Origin of the sequence: Blastococcus brunescens (assembly GCF_035320885.1) — a bacterium.
GTDB classification, from domain to species: domain Bacteria; phylum Actinomycetota; class Actinomycetes; order Mycobacteriales; family Geodermatophilaceae; genus Blastococcus_B; species Blastococcus_B brunescens.
The window spans coordinates 1,543,135-1,561,544 of record NZ_CP141261.1 but is presented as its reverse complement, the minus strand read 5'-3'; the positions used below and the strand labels follow the sequence as shown (position 1 = coordinate 1,561,544).

Below are 18,410 nucleotides of genomic sequence, written 5' to 3'. Positions count from 1 at the left end.
GCGCGGGCGGCGCGGGTCGGTCAGCGACCGCGTCGCAGAGAACGCCCCCGGGCATTGGCCGGAGACGAACTGGAGGCGGTCCCGGGAGACCGCTGATCGGGACGGGGTCGACCCCAGCCGCAGGACCGGGGCTGTCCCCGGCTGTCCCGGCACCGGCCCCCGGCGTCGGCAGATGCAAGGCCTCCGTCGCTGGCAGGTGACGCGTCAGGAGGGGCCGCTACAGGAGAACAACCGGAGACAGTCAGGCAAGGCTGGCTGTGCAGTGTCACCAGCGGGGCCCGAAATAGCGCCTTCTGTGGTGACGGCACCGCCACCGACGACCCCGGGAGCCAGCCATGCCCGATCCCGCCTTAGACCACGAGCCCGAGTTGCTCACCATCACGGAAGCGGCGGACGTGCTCCGCGCCCCCGTCGCCACTCTCCGGTACTGGCGACACCTCGGCACCGGACCGAACAGCTTCCGGCTCGGCCGGCGCGTCCTCTACCGCCGCGCCGACCTGCACACCTGGATCGACGCACAAGCAGACCAGTCCCCGCACCGATAGCCGCCGCCTCCGAAGAGCGGCTAGACGGGACGCGGGGCCGCTGGCTACCCGGGCACACGGTGCGGCCCGGCGGCCAGCCCCGGCTGTGGACGACGACGGGCGCCCACAGAAGCCGCCGGGACAGGCCGGCCCAGCACGGGAACGGCGACGCTCACATCACCGAGAGGAGGAGCGATGGGATGGATGGGCCCGGTCGTGGACGGCCAGGCGCACGAGGGCTGGGTGGTTCCGCTGTTCGCCGACGGCGCGCAAGGCGCCGGCACCAGCAGCGCCCGCGGTCTGCTGGTGGCCCGCCGACCCGACGACGAGCCCTGCGACGGCTGCCGGGTGCGGCTGACCTACCGCGACGGCTCCACCGCCGAGGGCATCTTGCAGGACGGCACGCTCATCGGCGGCGAGGAGATCGTGCACTCCCACACCAGCGGCCAGGTCCGCCTCGAGGTGATCGACCAGGCCGAGGAGTGGCGTCCGGACGCCGCCGTTGTCGGCTGGGTCGCCGGCTGTACCTGCGGCTGGCGCGGCACCCCTGGACCCGGGTGCCCGTACCGGAGCTGGCCGACCCGCGGCGCGGCGGCTCGCCGTCACCGGCCCGTGGGCCGATATGGAGGCCGCCGACGAGAACCGGGTGAGACAGGAATGGCGCCGCCACATCGCCGGATGGCAAGCCCTCGAGGACGTCGAGGCGGCCGCCGCCCGGGAGGCCGCCGCCGCCCGCGCGCTGGACGAGGCAGTGCGCGTCGCACTCGCGGCCGGAGCCTCGTGGGCCGACATCGGCCGGACCGCCGGCATGACCGGCCGGTCGGTCACCGAGCGGTGGTCCGCCCGTGACTGACCAGGCGACCGGCCACCCCGGACCGGGCGAGGACACCCCGCCAAGGGAGCGGACGGTACTCGTCGTCGACCTCGACGGCGAGCCGCTCGCGCCGCTGCGCGCCCTGGAAGAGATCCTGCTGTGCCTGGGCGCGTGGGAGGACGACGACCGGCGGGATCCGAGCGCCGGCACGGAGCCGCTGCGGTTGCCACCACCACTGGCCGACCGGATCGCCCTCGCCGCCGCTCAACGGCTGCTCAGCGCGCTGGCGCCCACTCAGTCCCGGGGAACCACGGCACGGCCGGCTGCTCGCCCCGGACGGCCGCTACGAGCACGCGCCGATGACCGCGCTCACCCTGCATTCCGCCGACGTCGAGCTTCTCTCGGCAACCGCCGCCGCCCTCGGCCACCCTGGGCTGGATCCCGACATCCCCGAGGTGGTCGACGAGTACGCCGAGCAGCTCGGCGACACCTACCGCTCGGGCGGCCGCACGGAGCTGGCCTTGCTGCTCGCCCGGCTGGCCGGCCTGCTCGACCTCTCCCCCACCGACGACACCCGACTACTCACCGCCCGACTGCGGGCCACCCTCCCGGCACCGACTGCGTGCTCAGCGACGCCGAGGAAGCCGCCCACGCCCGCACCGCCGACCGCATGAACCACCTGTGGGCGCACGGCTCCGGCATCGACCGCTATCTCTACTGAACCCGCGGCCAGCGCACCGAGGGCCAGATGCGCCGGCCAGCCCACCGTCCGCCGTGACCAGCTCGCAGTCCGACAGCTCGGCCACGGCCACGTAACAGGTGTCGCAGGAGCGGACGTTGGTGCGCAACTCGAAGGCGCGCTGCATCACACGCAACGTCCAAACACGCTCGAACTGCAGCTGTCGCAGATGCGCGACGGCGGCCCCGAAACGTTGATCGGTCAGCGTGCGGTTCAGCCAGCGTTTGGCAGCACCGACACGGTCTCGACATCGACCAGATCTGGAGCGGTGACCCGATCAGCGGCTCGCAGCAGCTCACGGGCAGCGTCGCCCTCCACATGATCGTCGGCAACGGCGTTGAGCACATATGCCTGCGCGTCATGGTGCGCCGCGTTCGTCGGCGCTCGGCTTCGCCGGAACCTCTGGAGGTCGGCAGCGTGTCCTACCGATGCGCCGCCGCAGCGCGCAGCAAGCCGCGTCGGATCTATCCGCCCAGCGTGAGCTCGACGCGAAGGCCGCCCTCGGCGCGGTTGTCAGCGGTGACACTGCCGGAGTGCGCGGTGGCGACGGCGGAGACGATCGCCAGTCCGAGTCCGGCTCCGCCGGGCGTGTGCCGTGCGTCGTCGACGCGACTGAAGCGGTCGAAGAGCGTGTCGAGCCTTTCGGGCGGGACGCCGGGGCCGGTATCGCTCACGGCGATGACCGCTCCCGCCTCACCGACCGGGCGCACTTCGACGGTGATGAGGCCCCGCCAGGGGTGTGCCGTAACGCGTTGTCGACGAGGTTGGCCAGGGCTCGTTCCAGGCCGGAGAAGTCGCCTCGGACGACCGCCACCCCGGTGGACTCCAGCCGCACGCCACGCCGGCTCGCGAGAGTGGTGAACCGGGCGATGACGACGTCGACCAGTTCGTCGAGGTCGACGGGACGGTGATCCTCGAGGTCACCGGAGTCCGCCCGCGCCAGCACGAGCAGGTCATCGACGAGCCCCGACAGGCGGGCGGCTTCCTCCAGGGCGGTGTCGAGTGCCGACTGGATGGACAGGTCGTGGGCCCGATCGCGGGCCAGCTCGATCTCGGCACGGAGGATGGCCAGCGGGGTGCGGAGTTCATGGCTGGCGTCGGCGGTGAAGGCGCGTTCCCTGCCGATGGCCGCGTCGAGGCGGGTCAGCATTCCGTTCAGCGTCCGCGCGAGTCGTCCGACCTCGTCGAGGCGGCCAGGAGCAGACAGTCGACGGGACAGGTCCGACCCGCCGATGTCCTCCGCCTCGTCGGTCATCCGGCGGACCGGCGCCAGACCGCGCCGGGCGATGACGTATCCCAGCAGGCCGGCCACGGCCACGCCGAGCAGCGCCACCGGGCCGTAGACCGCGACCAGGGCGCGCTGCGCGTCCTGGACTTCGTCGAGCTCCGCGGCGAGGACCGCGACGAGCCCTTCGTCGCCGTAGGGCACGGCCAGTACCCGCAGCGGATCGTCCTCGTCTGCGCTCTCGGGAACCGTCCGCAGCACGGCATCGCCGTCACGGGCCTGGTCGAGATCGGCCCGTTCGAGGAGTGGTCGAGGGGAATCTGCGTCGTCGCTTGCTGCGATCAGCTGTCCCCGCTGGTCCACGAGCTGGATCAGCCGGTCACTGAGTTCCAGCTGGTCGAACTCGTCGTCGTCCGCTTCCTCGGGGAATCCGTCCTCCGCGAGGCGAGGCGGCAGAGATCCAGCAAGGTCGGCGAGCTGCTGATCGATGCCCGCGCGAAGTCCGGCACCGAGCTGCTGGTACACCACGATGCCGACCAGGGCCAGCAGCGCGCTCAGCGAGGCGGCCGAGAGAAGGGCCAGTCGCGCACTGATCGGCAGCCGGGACACCGGGGTCACCGATCCGGATCCGTACAGGCCAGCCGGTAGCCGGCTCCCCGGACGGTCTGCAGCAGGTCGACGTCGAACCGCCGGTCGATCTTGTCACGCAGGTACTTCACATAGACGTCGACGACGTTGGAGAACCCGTCGTAGTCAAGGCCCCACACGTGCTCCACCAGCACGGGCCGCGACAGGACCCGCCCCGGGTTGCGAAGCAGAAACTCCAGCAGCGCGAGCTCACGCGCGGACAGCTCGACGGGCTCGCCGCGGCACTCCACCATGCGGGTCGCCGGATCCAACGACAGCGGCCCGCACCGCAACACGGCAGGCCGCGGCAACCCGCCACGCCGCAGCAACGCCCGGAGGCGACCGAGCAGCTCGGTGAAGGCGAAAGGCTTGACCAGATAGTCGTCCGCGCCGTGGTCGAGCCCCGGACCCGATCGGGAACCGCATCCCGGGCGGTGAGCATGATCACCGGCGTCCAGACCCTCGATCCCGCAGCGTCCGGCACACCTCGAACCCGTCCATGCCCGGCAGCATCACGTCGAGCACGACCGCGTCGTAGGTCCGCGACGCGGCGTAGGACAGGGCGGCCGCGCCGTCACCGACGGCGTCGACGGCGTAGCCGGCCTCGGTCAGCCCCGCTCCAGGACGTCGCGCATCTTGTCGTGGTCCTCGACGACCAGCACGCGCATGCGCCGAGCCTGGCACGGCCCGATGAGACGACGGTGAGACGCGGCGACGGTGAGAGCAGCTGCCAATTGCAGCTCATCGCTCTCTCACCAACGGCCGGGATCGTGGAGGAAGAGGAACCAGCACCCCGCCGGATCCCGTAGGGAGGAACACCTGATGCGTAGTCGCAAGCGAGCCACCGTCATTACCGCCGCGACCGCCCTGGGGCTCGCCGCCGCCGGCGGTGTCGCACTCGCCACCGGAGGCAGCGGCGACGACCTGCCGGGCACGATCACCGTGCAGGAGTCGGCCCTGCCCGAGGACGATGCGGCGGAACAGGCGGCGCTGGCCGAGCTTGCCTCCGTCGACGAGGCCGCCGCCGGAGCTGCTGCGGTCGAGGCGGTCGGCGGCGGGGAGGCCGCCTGGAGTGAGCTGGAGGACGAAGACGGGTTCGTCGTCTGGGAGGTCGCGGTCCGCGCCGACGACGGGTCGATCCACGAAGTCACCGTCGACGCCGGGGACGCGAGCGTCCTGGGAACCGAACGTGACGACGACGAGGACGAGCTACGCCAGGCGGGCACGGTCACCGTGGACGAGTCCACTCTCCCCGAGAACGACGCAGCCGAGCAGGCGGCGTTGGCCGAACTCGCCTCCGTCGACGAGGCCGCCGCCGGCACCGCGGCGATCGAGGCGGTCGGCGGCGGAGAGGTGGCCTGGAGCCACCTGGAGGAGGAGAACGGGTTCGTCGTCTGGGAGGTCGGCGTCCGCGCAGCCGACGGTTCCTTCCATGAAGTCACCGTGGATGCCGGCGACGCCAGCGTCCTGGGGACCGACCGGGATGACGACGACGATGACGGGGACGACGACTGACCCACGCAGGCCACCGGAGCCATGCAGGTAGCGGCGGTAGTGCTCCCGGCCGCAGCGATGAAGCTCGGGTCGCGGGCTTCGCTACTGCTCGCCGCCCTGGTGGTCGCCGTGCCCTTCACGCTGCTGCTCGGGCTCGTCGAGGCGCAGTGGGAGCCGCTGATCGACCTGGATCAGGGCATCACCGCGGCTCTGTACGGCGTGGCAACCGGCCATCCCGTGGTCGTCACGGTGATGCAGGCGGTCTCCGACCTCGGTAGCAGCGTGACGTGGTGGGTGCTGCATTCGGTGTCCACGCTGTACCTGCTGGTACGCCGACTCCCCGCCTCGCGCTCTTCGTGGTCGTCACCGCCGCCGGTGGTGGGCTGCTCAACCTGGCCGTCAAGGCCGTCGTGGCCCGTAGCCGGCCGGACCTGGCGGAGCCGGTGTCGTACGCATCCGGGTTCGCTTTCCCAAGTGGGCACACCATGGGCAGCGCGATCGGGGTGAGCGTGCTGCTGCTCGTGTTCCTCCCGGTGATGGCGCCGAGTTGGCGGCGTCCCGCCGTGGCCGTGGGGACGTTGTTCGCTGTCGCCGTCGGCCTGAGCCGAGTCGTCCTGGGAGTGCACTGGGCCAGCGACGTCCTCGGGGCGTGGCTGCTGTCCCTGATATGGGTGCTCGCGATGATGGCGGTCTTCCGAACGTGGCACCGCCAGGAGCAAGCGGCCACATCCGCCACAGCTCACTGTGTCCCTCGCCCGGGCCCGGAGGTGCATGAGCCGCCGTCGACGGACCCGAACCGCGGTGCGGCCTGACAGACGAAGCTTCTTGCCCGAGAACGCTCGGAATGGAGATGCTGTGGACCGTCGCACGTTCCTGATGGCGTCGGCACTCGGTGCCGGATCGGTCGCCTTGAGCGGTTCCCTGTGGCGCACCCTCGGTAGCCCCTTGGACAGCAGCCCCTCGATGAGGGGCCCATCCCGGACGGTCCTCTGCTGCCGGCCGACGCCAACGGCGTCCGGCTGCCCTGGGGTTTCACCAGTCGGGTCATCGCCCGGTCCGGCCAACCGGTCGGCACCACGTCCTATCGCTGGCACCCCGCACCGGACGGCGGCGCGTGTTTCCCCGACCGAACCGGCTGGATCTACGTGTCCAACAGCGAGGGGCAGGACGTCGGCGGCGCCAGCGCGATCCGGTTCGCCGCCGACGGATCCATCACCCACGCCTACCGAATTCTCGACGGAACCAACCGCAACTGCGCCGGCGAGCCCACCCCGTGGGGCACTTGGCTGTCCTGCGAGGAGGTGTCGCGCGGCCGCGTCTACGAGACCGATCCCCGTGGACAGCAATCACCGGTCGAGCTGCCTGCCATGGGGCGGTTCACGCACGAGGCGGCGGCCGTGGACCCGGTCCGGCAGGTTGTCTACCTGACCGAGGACGAACCCGACGGCTGCCTCTACCGCTTCCGGCCATCGGTCTGGCCCGATCTGACCGACGGCATCCTCGAGGTCCTGTGCCAACGTGACAACAGCCGGTCCGTGACCTGGAAAGCGGTGCCGGATCCTTCCGCCCGTCGACGATCCACACGCGACCAGGTTCCAGCCGCGAAGCGCTTCGACGGTGGCGAGGGCGCGTGGTACGCCGGCGGGCGGTGCTGGTTCACCACCAAGGGCGACAACCGGGTGTGGTGCTACGACGCGACAACGGAACAGGTAGGGGTGATCGCCGAGCCGGCGACGACGCAACTGCACACCGTCGACAGCATCGTCGCCGCGCAGACCGGTGAGCTGTTCATCGCCGAGGACGGGCCGGAAATGCGGATCTGCAGCCTCGCCACGAGCGGTCGAGCCACGCCCTTCCTCAGCATCTCAGGGCACTCGGACTCGGAGATGACCGGGCCGGCGTTCAGCCCCGACGGCACCCGCCTGTACTTCTCCAGTCAACGGGGGCCGACCGGCGAGGACGGCAACGGCATCACCTACGAAGTCACCGGCCCCTTCCTCTCCCGGAGACCGTCTTAATGAGCAGATGCCGACCATGCGAGCCGGCGATTCCTGTCATTCCGTTCCAGTCCCACGCGCTACTCGAACGCCACAGTCCTCTCGGACTCAAGCCTGTAATGCTCCGCGGGACAGCCACGGTCCGCGCACTCCAGGAGGATTAGAAGTGCCCCGGAACAGCACATTGCGACCCCTGCGTGGCGCGCCATCCAATGGTCCGCGAATCAGACGAGTAGCCAGTTCCCTTCTAATCCGTCTCTCATTGCCCGATGCGAGAATCAGGACATTCGGCCGCAACCGCACAGAGGAGTCCGGAGCCATGACCTTGTCGCCACACGCCGGAAACGGTCCACTGCCTATGCCTTTGCAGCCGCACGGACCACGGCAGCTGGAGCGGGCCTCCGACGCCGATCGAGAAGCCGTGGTGCACGTCCTCCACGACGCCGTGGCCCGCGGGATGCTGACCCTGGCCGAGGGCGACGAACGCATGACCGAGGCCTACCGCGCCCGGTATCGGGACGATCTACCCCCGCTGATCACGGACCTGCCGCCAGCGCCCGCTCCCGCGATGACCGCTCCCGGCTGGCGGGCCTTGACCACGCTGGCCCTCCTGCAAGTCCGCACGTCGCTCGCCCGGATTCCTGGCGGTGGGGCGCTCCGTTCGCGGCCCGGGTTAGCCGGCGTCGGCATCGCTTTGCTGTTCGTGCTGCTGGTACTGGGAATTCTAGGAATGGACGAGCCGTTTGGGCTCGACTTCGACTGATCTGCAGCACTCACGACGCCACGGAGCAGCGTCCGGCGCGACCGAGTTCCGGCTGACATGGCTCGGTCAGCCAGTGCTCAGAGAGCACGCCGGACGTGGGACCTGAGGGCTGAACGAAAGAGGTCGGGACGTCTGGCGCGCCCTCCATCACCTGATCGATCGCGAGGCGATTGCCAGCGCACCCCGTCGCAGCCCACGTGTGTGACCTGCCCTGTCGGGTAGGCGGTTCCACCTGACCGAAGGCGTCGCGATCCCGAAGCTTGCCGGCGCAGCTTCCTCACCGGCGGCGGCGCCCGATGCACAGGACGCGACCTCGGCACGTTCACTACCTCAGTTGCGTCAACGAGCAGCGCAGTCGCGCCAAAGGAGCTTCAGACCGTGACATCCAGCGAACCTGGCGTGCTGCCGGAAGATCCGATCCGGCAACTGCTCCGGGAAAGTCATCTCCTCTCCGCCGACCAGGTCGCGCCCACGGTCGCTGCCCGCGCCGCCGACCTCGGCTTCCTCGAGACGGTCATCTATCTGGCCGACTACGAGCAGGTCTCGCTCCTGCCTCTTCCCGGGTCCGGTGTTCCACCACGTCAGGAGCTGTCGATCGAGGGGACTGTCGCCGGGCTCGCCTACCGGCGGATGGAGTTGGCGCACACGGACAGGCCCGGCAGTGGACACCACTTGTGGCTTTCATTAGTCGACGGCGCCGAACGCCTGGGTGTCATCGAACTTCGGGTCGAGACCGCCACGGCGGCCGTGGAGGACGAGGCACGCATCCTCGCGTCCTTGGTGGCCGAGCTCATCGTCGTCAACGACCTGTACAGCGACTTCTTCTCCCGGCTGCGCCGACGGAAGGTCATGACCTTGGCTGCTGAGATCCAATGGGATCTGCTGCCTCCTCTCACCTTCGCCACGGACCGCGTCGTGATAGCCGGCGCGCTGGAGCCGGCCTACGAGATCGGGGGTGACACCTTCGACTACGCCGTCACCAACGACACCGCCGACCTCCTCGTGCTCGACTCCGTCGGGCACGGTCTGGCCTCCGCGCTGCTGTCCAGCGCGGCCGTCGGCGCATACCGGCATGCTCGGCGCAGCCAGCTCGATCTGCCCGAGATCAGTCAGGCCATGAACACCGTCATCGCCCAGCAGTTCGGCGCCAGCCAGTTCGCGACCGCCGCGATCGTGCGCCTGGACTTGGACACGGGTCAACTTCGTTGGGTCAACGCCGGCCACCCCGCTCCGCTCATCCTGCGGCGTGGGTCGCTCATTCATCTTCCCGCCTGCCTTCCAGCCCGGCCGCTGGGACTGCAGTCGGGCAAGCCGCTGGAGTGTGAGACCCGGCTGCAGCCCGGCGACCAGGTGCTGCTGTACACCGACGGGATCGTCGAGGCGCGATCGCCCACAGGCGAGTTTTTCGGCGAGGAACGCCTGGCTGATTTCATTCTGCGTGCCGCGGCTGCCGGTGACCCCGCCCCGGAAACTATCCGGCGCCTGATGCGTCACGTTCTGGTGCACCAGGCCGATCAGCTGCAGGACGATGCCAGCATCGTCCTGCTCGAATGGCGGACCGGACGCGAGCTACACCTGCTCGAATGAGCTGCGCGACCGGCATCGGGGTCCCGTTGGGACCAGCCGTCCGTCTGTGCGCGGTAGCGACTGTTGCCGGCATGCAGCATCGGCTTGGGTCGCCAAGGTGCTGCCGCACGTGAGCCGTGCTGGCGACACGCAGGTCGGGCTGGTCGCAGCCGATGAGCATCTCAAGCTCAACGGGAAGATCTGCCGTCACTTGAGGTGGGACCGCGCCGCGGCATGGGGTTCAGTCGGTCATCCGCCAGTGCGTGGCGACTACGTGCACGCAGTCGGCGGCTGCCGGAACCTGCCCACCGCGGGGCCCACCGGGATCGACCCACCGGAACCGGAAACGGGGGCCTTGCGTCGGAGGCGCGGTCCTTAGGGTCCGCGGAGCGGCGGCCAGACGAAGGCAACCTCGCAGTCAAGAAGGCCTTCAGCGGCTGGCCACTCTCACACGATCGGCAACGTGATGATCCGCGGCGTATGGCCTTCCGCTTCCTTTAGCTCAACGGAGCCGGCGCCATTGGTCCGCAATGGAGTCCGCAAAAGTCCGCAGGACGTCAACAACTGGCCGTCGACTGCCGACGGCCTCCAATGCACATACACGCAGGTCAGCGCGCTGCTACGGGGATTTTGCCAGGTCGGCGGTTTGCCCCAGAATCATGTCGGGGATGACCGTGCGCCAGGCCAAGCGGTCGGTCCACGCCTCGCTTTCGGGACGGATCTGGGTCAGCACCAGTGGCAGCGCCCGCCCGTCGCAGACCTCCTGGACCATGCCCGCCGCGGCCGAGCGGCTGTAGCCGCGGACGTTGGGTCAGGACTCCGCGAAGACCACGAAGTTCTCGGTGGAGGCCCGGCCTCCGCCGCGCTGGAAGCAGGTGATGAGCACCAGCCGTCCCGGCGCGGCCTCCCATACCTCGGTGGCGTCGTCCAGCTCGCCCTTGGCATAGCGCTCGGTGCGTTCGACGGTGTAGTGAACCGTGCCCCGTGGAGTGCTGACCTCGATGACGTCGCCAGCCTCCAGGGTGCCGCCCCGCCGTCGGTGTCGATCAGCGGGTCGAAGCCGTACTTGCCGGTGCCGGTCGAGTGGGCGGCGAGGTAGAGCGTGTTGTCGGCCTCCCCGGGCGTGCCAACCGGTTCACCGTAGGGCTGAATCCAGTAGGCCGCGGTGAGCGTCGGTGGGTTGATCACGCCGCGGCGCGGGTGTGCGGGAGCACCGGCAGGTCCAGGCTTACTGCCGGGACGGTCACGTGAACGTCCGAGGCCGGCGTGGGCAGCGTCGTCCCCTCGGGTGGCAGCGTCGGCTGGGCCTCGTCGGAGTGCGGGACCGCGGCGACCGTGTCGACCGGGTCGGATGACCCGGTGGCCGCGGCCGGCTGCTCGCCGTCGGCCAAGCCGACGGCGAGCAGCGTTCCCCGGTGATGCCGAGGGCGGCGACCGCCGCGACGGCGGTGCGCCGGCCTCGCTGGGTCAGAACTCGCACGTCCCGCCCTCAGCGGCCGGACGGCGACGGGTGCGGACGAGGGCGAGTCCGCCCGCGGCGGAGAGGAGCAGCAGGCCGGCACCGGCGGCCACGGGAAGGGTTCCCGACCCGGCTCCGACGATCTCGACACCGGTGTTGGAGCTCAGCCCGGCGTTGACGGCCGGGGTCACCGCCACGGGCGCCGCCTCGGCCACGATCGAGACCTCCACCAGCACGATGGACAGGGAGCCCGACGGCGCCTGCTGCGCGATGACCAAGCCGTAGGAGCCGGCCGCCGCGCCCGCCGGCACGACGAAACTCGCCGTCGCCCCGGTGACCTGGACCGTCAGTGCCACGGGTGCGCCCACGGGGTCCCCGTTCGCGTCCAACTGCTGCAAGCCGACCTGCACACCGGTGAGGTCGGTGATCCCGAGCTCGCGCAGCACCGAACCCGCGGTCAGGTCCAGCGTGACGGTCGAACCGACGGTTACCGGGCTCGGGAAGGCGCACCGGGTGGCGGAGGAGATGTCACAGGGCACCTGCGAGGCGGCGAGCAGCGCGGGCTCCACGGTCACCGCAGCGGCTGCGCCGGCGGCGGCCAAGTCGAGGGCGTAGACGACCGGGTCGTAGTAGGTGAACGCCGGGCCGAGCGTCGGGGTGGTGAGCGGCTCGAGGTAGAGGGCGGCGAGGTCCGTACCCGAACCGTCGTCAGCGGGCAGGGTCACCTCGATGCTCCCGGTCCCTGCGCCGGCGATGGCGAGGTACAGCGGGTCGGCGGGCGCCAGGGCCGACGAGTAGGTGACGTCTGCGGTGCCGTCGCCGTCGTCGTCGAAGTCGAGCTCGGCCACGACAGCGGAGTCGTCCAGCTCCGCCGGCAGATTCACGGTGATCGTGCCGCCGTACTGCACTCCCACGGAGGTCAGGACAGGCGCGGTGTTCGGGTCTGCCATGGGATCCATGGCGCCAAAGTTCTCGACCGGGAAGGCCTCCAGGGCGACCTCGCCCGGCGCGAGCGGGATGACCACACCGGGCGCGGCACTGGCACCGGACGCCGTCCCGGCGAGGAGAGCGGCGGCGCCGAGACCGACGACGGTAAAGCGCTGCCTCTGCGGGCGGCGCTTCTGGGTGTTGCGTGACATGGGGCACCTTCCGGCGACCGCAGCGCCCCAGCGGCGCTGTCCAGGGCGGCAACGTAACGTCACCAACCGGTTCAGATCCGTAAAAGACACACCCTGCGGAACTGGTGTGGCCGGATGTGACAAGAGTGTGACCTGCGGCCCCTGGGTGACTGTGCGTTTTGTCCCACACCGGACCCGGGCCAGCGTCGACATGGTGTCAGATCTTGTGCCAAACTTCCACCCTTCACGGCACTTTCCGCACCATCGCCCGCCGCGGCGTTGTCGGGATTCGGTGCACGCCCGGCCGGGTTGCCATCCAGCCAGATCACGAGCGGCCCCAACCCGCGGGCGCCCCTGCGTGGGCACCTCGACGATCGATCGTCGGCGAGCGTCACCAGGTGCCGCAGGAGCCCGCGCTGCGACCAGTGTTGGCCTCCATGGCAGCCACGATTGCGGTGCCCTACGCGGTGCTTTCTTCGTCGGTAGCCAGCTCCGGCGGCGGCCCCGCACGTGGCGTTGTCCCACCGTGAGCGCGCAGTAGCCACTCCGATGCGGTCAGCCGGCTGCGGCGGCCAGCGCGTGCGCGCCCGCACTGGGGGCGCCACCGCCGTGGCGAGGCAGCAGGTCCTTCCCCGAGTGCCCCGCGCACCACCGCGTCCACCGGCCCAGCCGCGCGTAAAGTACCGGCGCTGGGTCAGGACTGAAGCTCGTAACGGTCGCCCAGGAGTCGTCCCCTCGGTTCCATCGAACTCCCTCCTGCGCGTGGGCCCTACCCCGGTGCGCCGTCATCCGTGTCGTCCAGGTGGCCAGAGCCAGTGTGGGCGGTTTCCCACGGACGGGGTGCCTCAGCTGACCGGCGCGCCAGGGCGGAAGGCGTAGACGGCGGCGAGCCGCCGCCGGGTCGCCGCCGCGTAGGCGGGTAGGCGGGTGAGCGTGGCCGCGGAGGGGCGGTACGCCTCGAGCACCGCGGCGCGCAGCACCCCGCGTCGGGCAGCAGACCCTGGTGCTCGCGCAGCTCCAGGTGGACGAGCAGGTTGGCCAGGTCCACCGCCGGCTCCCCGGCCGCGAGCAGGTCGAAGTCGAGCAGCCCGACGGAGCCGTTGTCGGCGACGAGCACCTGCCGGTCGTGCAGGTCCCGGTGCAGCAGGACCGGCGGCCCGGCCGGCGCGACCGCCAGTGCGCGGACGACCTCCTCAACCCCAGGAACGTCGGCCGCGCCCCACGTGCGGGACAGGTCCGTCCACCGGCGGAGCACCGCCACTTCGGCCGCTGCGTCGTGCACCGGCGTGCCGTGCGGTACCGGCGCCGCATGCAGCGCGGCCAGTGCGGTTCCCAGCGCCCGGCAGGCCGTGACCGCTGCAGGTGTGTCGAGCAGCTCGTACAGCGGCCGGCCGGGCAGTGCCGCCGTGGTGAGTCGGCCGAGCCGGGGTCGGACCGGAGCAGCCGCGGCGTGCGCACCGGCAGCCCGCTCACCCGCTCGGCGGCGAGGAGGAGTGCCGGTAGCCGATCCGGCCGCACGACCTTCGTGTAGGCCGTCGCACCGCCGGGTTCGGAGTGGCGGAGCACGGCGCGCCGCTCCGGGTGATGGGCCAGCAGTGTGGCGCCCGTAGCGGCGAGCAGGTCGCCGAGGCCACGCAGCCGCCGATCGGCGCCCCCGGCTGTAGCACGAGCCGCCCGCGCACGGTCGCGCCGACCGTCCCCGCGGCGACGGCCCGGGCCCGTTCCGGGTCGCCGAACCACTGCCCGGCGGTCGGCGTCCCGCCCAGCGCCACCTCCAGCAGCACGTGGTCCGGACCGCGCGGCCAGGCCCTCAGCAGCCGACCGCCCCGGCTCGCCACGTCTGCGCAGACGGTGGCGAGGCGGGCGGTCGCTCCCCGCCGTCCCCACCGCTCATGACAGGGCCTTCTCGGCCGCGTCCAGGGCGTGGACCACGCCCTCCTCCCACGAGGGATCGGCCAGCCGGAACGGCTCGGGCGCTCGGCGCAGCAACGCCGCGGCCGTGTGGGCCGCCAGCTGACGCGCCGGAGGAAGGGCGCGGATGGTCGCGTATCCGGCGAGCACGGGGCCGACGTCGCTGTCGTGGCCGGCCTCGTCGAGGCGGGCGCCGGCGGTCATCGACGCGAGGTCGACGGCGGGGTCGTCGAGAGCCACCTCGTCGAGGTCGGCGAGCGCCGGGCCGGTCGGACCGACGACCACCTGATCGGCCGAGAAGTCGCCGTGGCACACCCGCAGCCCTGGCGGCGGCCGCAACTGCGCACCGATCGCATGGGCCAAGTCCCGGGCGCGGTCGGCCTGGGCGGGGAGCAGCTGCGCCACCAGGGCGGCGCCGGCCCGCGTGCTCTCCGCCGCCGTCCCCGCGGGACGTCGGCGCAACCCCGGCGCCGGGTGCTGGTGGAGCTGGGCGAGGACCCGACCCGTCGTCCGCAGGTGCTGCCCCCGGTCGCCGACGGGGACGTCGCTCAACGCCTGGCCGGGAAGCCATTCCATGATCGTCAAGCCCATGCTGATGTTCGCGGCGACGAGCCCAGGGGTACGCACCCGGGCCGTGCCGAACGCGGTGAGCGCAGAGACCAGGTCGGCGGTGACGGCCGGCCGGTGAACCCTCAGCAGCACCGGCTCCCGGCCGGCCGCGGCGAGGACGCCGACCCACCGGCGGGCGGGCTTGTAGCGCAGCACCTGGATCGTGGCTGCGGAGAGCGGCCATCCGGGCAGCAACGGACCCAGGACGACGGCCGGGCCGTCCGGCCCGGTCAGTGCGGCGATCGCCGGGAGGTCGCGGTCGGCCTCGCCGGTGGTGAGCAGCAGGTGGCACCTCTCGTCGGCGGCGAGCACGGTTCCGCGGGGAGCCTGGATGCGGGTCTTGCCGAGCTTGGGCGCGCTGTTCTCCGACCAGGCGCTGAGCACGGCCGGGAGCGGGCCGTCCCCGGTGCACAGCTCCAGGCCGAGGACGCAGCTGGTGCCGGGCTTGTACCGGAGGTAGCGGCGTCGCGCCGCCCCGAGACCGTGCCCGGCCAGCCAGCCGGCCAGCACCTGCTCGTCCAGCAGCACCGGCAGGCCGGGCAGGGCTGGATCACGGGCGGCGAGGTCGGCGTCAGCGGGCCGCACGGGGAACTCCTCGGGACGGTGGGGGTTCGCGGGAGCGACGGGAATCGGAGCGCTGGTGGGTTGGTCCGCCGGCAGCGGGACCGGGCCGGACGGCAGAATCTCCTCGGGCCGTCCGGCGCGGACGATCCGGCCGTCCTCCATCCAGAGCACCCGGTCGGCGTTCCGGGCGGCGGCGAGGTCGTGGGTGATCACGAAGGTGGTGCGCCCGTGCGTCAGCCGGGCCAGCGCCGCGGTGACCTCCGCCTCGGTGTCCTCGTCGAGTCCGGTGAGGGCCTCGTCGAGGACGACGATCGGGGCGTCGCGCAGGGCGGCCCGCGCGATGGCGATCCGCTGCCGCTGGCCGCCGGACAGGGTAGAGCCGCGCTCGCCGACCACCGTGTCGTAGCCCTGCGGCAGGGCGGTCACGAAGTCGTGCGCGCCGGCGAGCCGGGCGGCCGCCTCGATCTCCTCCTGGGAGACCTCACGTTCGACGCCCAGGGCGATGTTCTCCCGCACCGATGCGGCGAACAGAACGCTCTCCTGCAGCACGATCGACACCTTCGAACGCACCGATGCGATGGTGAGGTCGCGGAGATCGTGTCCGTCGAAGGAGACGGTGCCGGTGTCGGGGTCGCGCAGCCGGGAGAGGAGCAAGACCAGGGTGGACTTCCCCGCCCCCGACGGGCCGACGACGGCGATCCGCTCCCCGGCCGGATGCGCGCGCTCAGCCCCGCAGCACCGGGTGACCGGGCACGTAGGCGAGGTGGACGTCGTCGAACTCGACGTAGCCGAGGACCGCGGGGCACGGGCGCGCCCACGGGGCGTCGCGCAGTTCCGGCTCGACCTCCAGGACGTCGACGATCCGTTCCCCGGACGCGGCGGCCTTGGAGATGCGGCCGGTGTACTTGGCGATGTCGCGCATCGGCTTGAACGCCGTCTTGAGGTAGGTGAGGAAGACGGTCAGCTCGCCGGGGGTGAGGTCGCCGGCGAGGACCTGGCGGGCACCGACGTACAGGACGATGCCGGTGGCCAGGCCGACGAGGACGTCGGTGCTGCGCTCCAGCCCGGCCGACAGCCGCTTGGCCTGCACGCCGTCGCGCAGGCTGCGCTCGTTGCTGCCACCGAAGCGCTCCTGCATGCGCTGCTCGAGGAGTAGCTCTGCACGACGGTCATCGCGCCGAGCGACTCCGTGGCCAGCGAGGCCAGCGCCCCTCGGCCTTGCGCTGGGTCCGGGAGACGCCGCTGATCCGCCGGGTGAGCCGCACGCTGACCAGGCCGAAGAGCGGGAAGACCAGCAGCACGACCAGCGCCAGCTGCAGATTGAGCACGGCGATGACGACGAGCATCCCGAGCAGGGTGACGAGGTTGCCGAACAGGGGCAGCGCCGCGGTGACCGTCGCCTCCTGCAGCCGGCCGACGTCGCCGGTGACCCGCGTGACCAGGTCACCGGTGCGGGCACGGTCGTGGTAGGCCATCGACAACCGGTTGAGGTGGGCGTACAGCTCGCCGCGGACACGGGTGAGGACCCGGTTCCCGGCCAGCGCGAAGCAGATGGTCATGCCGAAGGAGGCCAGCGCCCGCAGCGCGATGACACCGAACACGGCGATCGACGCGACCACCAGCACGGTGCCCAGGTCGTCGGGTGGCGCGATGGAAAGGTCGGCGCCGGCGGCGACCACGACGGAGTCGATGACCCAGGCCAGCGGCCAGGGCTCGAGCAGCCGCATGGCCACCTCGGCGAGCAGCGCGAGCAGGCCCAGGACGAGCAGTCCGCGCTGGCTGCGCACGTGCGGGGCGAAGCGGCGCAGCGTGCGCCGCAGCCCCGGCACCGCCGAGCGCAGGCCGGTCGGCCGCTTTCGGCGGATCGACAGGCCGGTCCTCACCGCGGTTTCCCCGCACCGGCTCTGGTGCCCCGAGTGCGTGCGCCAGCGAGCGGGCGACGACATCCCGCCACGTGTGCCGGGTCACCGCGGCGGCGCGCCCGGCGGAGCGCAGGCGGATCCGTTCGGCGACGTCCATGCGCAACGACGCGAGCGCGGCGGCCAGCGCACCGGGGTCGCCGGGCGGGACGAGCAGGCCCAGCGATCCTCCGTCCGGGGCGTCGCCGAGGATGCGCGGCACCTGCCCGACCCGGCTGGCGACGACGGGGATCCCGGCGGAGAGGTACTCGTACACCTTGAGCGGGGAGAAGTAGCTGTTCTCGTCGGCGGGATAGGGCGCCACACCGATGTCCATGCGGTGCAGCTGGGCCGGCACGTCCTCCGGCGGCAGGGCACCGGTCGCCTCGACGACGGCTCCGGCGCCCAGCCGCGTGGCGCGTGCCAGCAGCGCGGCGGCCATCGGCCCGTCGCCGACCAGGAGCAGCCGCCAGGTCGGGTCGTGCGCCGACAGGGCGGCGACGGCGTCGACCAGCGTCTCCACGCCGTGCCAGGGCTTGAGGGTGCCGACGAAACCGACGGTGAACGGTGCGCCCGCGGCCGGGGTCACGGGCCCGGTGGTCGGCTGCACCCGATCGACGTCGACCCCGTTGGGCTCGGTGTGCACCCGGTCGGGACGACGGGAGACCGACCGGGCCCAGGCGGCGACCGGGTCGCTGACGCACACCACGGCCGTCGCCGCGGAGAGGGCCTCGACGGCGACGGCCTCAGCGCATGCGCGGTCGGTCAGCGACCGGTGCGCGGCCTGTTCCTCGGGCAGCGGCGCGTTGACCTCCAGCACGCTGGGCGCGCCGGCTGCCTGCGCCCACGCGGTCGTGGTCCGCCCCCACAGCGAGTACCGCTCGTAGACCAGGTCGGGCCCGATCCGGTCGAGGCAGGCGCCGACCGCGGCATCGCACTCCTGCGCGGAGCGCTCCCGGTCGCCGTCCTTCCCGGTGACCGGCGGCAGGCAGTACAGCCGGAGGCCGGGCAGTGGATCGCCTCCCAGGCGGGGGCTGGTGACGTGCACCTCGTGCCCGCCGGCGACCAACTCGCGCAGCACCGCCTGCAGGTGCACCGATGC

The 18,410-nt window shown here is 71.8% G+C and carries 22 protein-coding genes and 2 pseudogenes; 9 read left to right on the top strand and 15 right to left on the bottom strand.

The genetic code is table 11. From position 1 onward, the window contains the following. Window positions 1-335 precede the first annotated feature (335 nt). Entirely contained in the window at window positions 336-545 is a 210-nt protein-coding gene (locus U6N30_RS10385; protein ID WP_324277232.1) for a helix-turn-helix transcriptional regulator, read from the top strand. A 338-nt stretch (window positions 546-883) separates the two neighbouring features. Here U6N30_RS10385 and U6N30_RS10380 read toward each other — a convergent pair whose 3' ends face one another. Then, window positions 884-1,069 carry a hypothetical protein gene (locus U6N30_RS10380; RefSeq protein WP_324277231.1) on the bottom strand — a complete coding sequence of 62 codons (186 nt, stop codon included), beginning with the start codon at window positions 1,067-1,069 and terminating at the stop codon, window positions 884-886. Window positions 1,070-1,170: 101 nt separating this feature from the next. Between U6N30_RS10380 and U6N30_RS10375 the strand changes: the two genes are divergently transcribed. Beyond that, entirely contained in the window at window positions 1,171-1,377 is a 207-nt protein-coding gene (locus U6N30_RS10375) for a hypothetical protein (protein ID WP_324277230.1), read from the top strand. Window positions 1,378-1,697: 320 nt separating this feature from the next. Beyond that, window positions 1,698-2,012: a hypothetical protein gene (locus U6N30_RS10370; protein WP_324277229.1), complete on the top strand. Its 315-nt coding sequence runs from the start codon at window positions 1,698-1,700 to the stop codon at window positions 2,010-2,012. A gap of 278 nt (window positions 2,013-2,290) precedes the next feature. On the opposite strand, the gene U6N30_RS10365 is transcribed toward U6N30_RS10370, so the two are convergent. From U6N30_RS10365 to U6N30_RS10345, 5 genes are all read right to left on the bottom strand, one after another. Then, on the bottom strand, window positions 2,291-2,422 hold the full coding sequence (locus U6N30_RS10365; RefSeq protein ID WP_324277228.1) for a hypothetical protein: 132 nt from the start codon (window positions 2,420-2,422) through the stop codon (window positions 2,291-2,293). Window positions 2,423-2,541: 119 nt separating this feature from the next. Continuing rightward, complete coding sequence (locus U6N30_RS10360) at window positions 2,542-2,751, bottom strand: ATP-binding protein (RefSeq protein WP_324277227.1); 210 nt, start codon at window positions 2,749-2,751, stop codon at window positions 2,542-2,544. Further along, the gene (locus tag U6N30_RS10355; RefSeq protein ID WP_324277226.1) at window positions 2,748-3,920 is read right to left on the bottom strand and encodes a histidine kinase dimerization/phospho-acceptor domain-containing protein; all 1,173 of its coding nucleotides are present in this window, start codon (window positions 3,918-3,920) and stop codon (window positions 2,748-2,750) included. Before U6N30_RS10355 ends, U6N30_RS10360 begins: the two co-directional genes overlap by 4 nt. Next, complete coding sequence (locus U6N30_RS10350) at window positions 3,917-4,258, bottom strand: winged helix-turn-helix domain-containing protein (protein WP_324277225.1); 342 nt, start codon at window positions 4,256-4,258, stop codon at window positions 3,917-3,919. Before U6N30_RS10350 ends, U6N30_RS10355 begins: the two co-directional genes overlap by 4 nt. Window positions 4,259-4,373: 115 nt before the next feature. Further along, window positions 4,374-4,613 carry a response regulator gene (locus tag U6N30_RS10345; RefSeq protein WP_324277224.1) on the bottom strand — a complete coding sequence of 80 codons (240 nt, stop codon included), beginning with the start codon at window positions 4,611-4,613 and terminating at the stop codon, window positions 4,374-4,376. A 138-nt stretch (window positions 4,614-4,751) separates the two neighbouring features. On the opposite strand from U6N30_RS10345, the gene U6N30_RS10340 reads away from it, so the two are divergent. From U6N30_RS10340 to U6N30_RS10320, 6 genes are all read left to right on the top strand, one after another. After that, a complete protein-coding gene (locus U6N30_RS10340) occupies window positions 4,752-5,444 on the top strand; it encodes a PepSY domain-containing protein (protein ID WP_324277223.1) in 693 nt (230 codons plus the stop codon). A 57-nt stretch (window positions 5,445-5,501) separates the two neighbouring features. After that, window positions 5,502-5,930, top strand: coding sequence for a hypothetical protein (locus U6N30_RS10335; RefSeq protein ID WP_324277222.1), 429 nt, complete (start codon window positions 5,502-5,504; stop codon window positions 5,928-5,930). Then, on the top strand, window positions 5,834-6,235 hold the full coding sequence (locus U6N30_RS33690; protein WP_422678103.1) for a phosphatase PAP2 family protein: 402 nt from the start codon (window positions 5,834-5,836) through the stop codon (window positions 6,233-6,235). The genes U6N30_RS10335 and U6N30_RS33690 overlap by 97 nt, the downstream gene beginning before the upstream one ends. A gap of 333 nt (window positions 6,236-6,568) precedes the next feature. Next, entirely contained in the window at window positions 6,569-7,441 is an 873-nt protein-coding gene (locus tag U6N30_RS10330) for an alkaline phosphatase PhoX (RefSeq protein WP_324277221.1), read from the top strand. Window positions 7,442-7,448: 7 nt separating this feature from the next. Next, window positions 7,449-8,183 (top strand): DUF1707 SHOCT-like domain-containing protein, encoded by a 735-nt coding sequence (locus U6N30_RS10325; RefSeq protein ID WP_324277220.1) that lies wholly within the window; start codon window positions 7,449-7,451, stop codon window positions 8,181-8,183. A 378-nt stretch (window positions 8,184-8,561) separates the two neighbouring features. Continuing rightward, complete coding sequence (locus U6N30_RS10320; RefSeq protein WP_324277219.1) at window positions 8,562-9,770, top strand: PP2C family protein-serine/threonine phosphatase; 1,209 nt, start codon at window positions 8,562-8,564, stop codon at window positions 9,768-9,770. A gap of 705 nt (window positions 9,771-10,475) precedes the next feature. Here the strand turns inward: U6N30_RS10320 and U6N30_RS33685 are convergent. From U6N30_RS33685 to U6N30_RS10270, 9 genes and pseudogenes are all read right to left on the bottom strand, one after another. Continuing rightward, the gene (locus U6N30_RS33685) at window positions 10,476-10,937 is read right to left on the bottom strand and encodes a hypothetical protein (protein ID WP_422678060.1); all 462 of its coding nucleotides are present in this window, start codon (window positions 10,935-10,937) and stop codon (window positions 10,476-10,478) included. Then, a complete protein-coding gene (locus tag U6N30_RS10310; RefSeq protein WP_324277218.1) occupies window positions 10,934-11,140 on the bottom strand; it encodes a hypothetical protein in 207 nt (68 codons plus the stop codon). The genes U6N30_RS33685 and U6N30_RS10310 overlap by 4 nt, the downstream gene beginning before the upstream one ends. Before the next feature lie 76 nt (window positions 11,141-11,216). Then, a complete protein-coding gene (locus U6N30_RS10305; protein ID WP_324277217.1) occupies window positions 11,217-12,347 on the bottom strand; it encodes a hypothetical protein in 1,131 nt (376 codons plus the stop codon). Between the two features lie 748 nt (window positions 12,348-13,095). Next, a complete protein-coding gene (locus tag U6N30_RS10300; RefSeq protein ID WP_324278236.1) occupies window positions 13,096-13,725 on the bottom strand; it encodes an aminoglycoside phosphotransferase family protein in 630 nt (209 codons plus the stop codon). A 70-nt stretch (window positions 13,726-13,795) separates the two neighbouring features. Beyond that, window positions 13,796-14,110: a hypothetical protein gene (locus U6N30_RS10295; RefSeq protein WP_324277216.1), complete on the bottom strand. Its 315-nt coding sequence runs from the start codon at window positions 14,108-14,110 to the stop codon at window positions 13,796-13,798. Between the two features lie 106 nt (window positions 14,111-14,216). After that, window positions 14,217-16,112, bottom strand: a pseudogene (locus U6N30_RS10290) (ATP-binding cassette domain-containing protein); the annotation flags it as partial. A 22-nt stretch (window positions 16,113-16,134) separates the two neighbouring features. Further along, complete coding sequence (locus U6N30_RS10280; protein WP_324277215.1) at window positions 16,135-16,548, bottom strand: 6TM ABC transporter family protein; 414 nt, start codon at window positions 16,546-16,548, stop codon at window positions 16,135-16,137. Window positions 16,549-16,579: 31 nt separating this feature from the next. Then, entirely contained in the window at window positions 16,580-17,137 is a 558-nt protein-coding gene (locus tag U6N30_RS10275; protein ID WP_324277214.1) for an ABC transporter transmembrane domain-containing protein, read from the bottom strand. 217 nt (window positions 17,138-17,354) lie between these two features. Next, window positions 17,355-18,401: pseudogene (locus U6N30_RS10270) on the bottom strand (glycosyltransferase); the annotation flags it as partial. Between the last annotated feature and the right edge of the window lie 9 nt (window positions 18,402-18,410).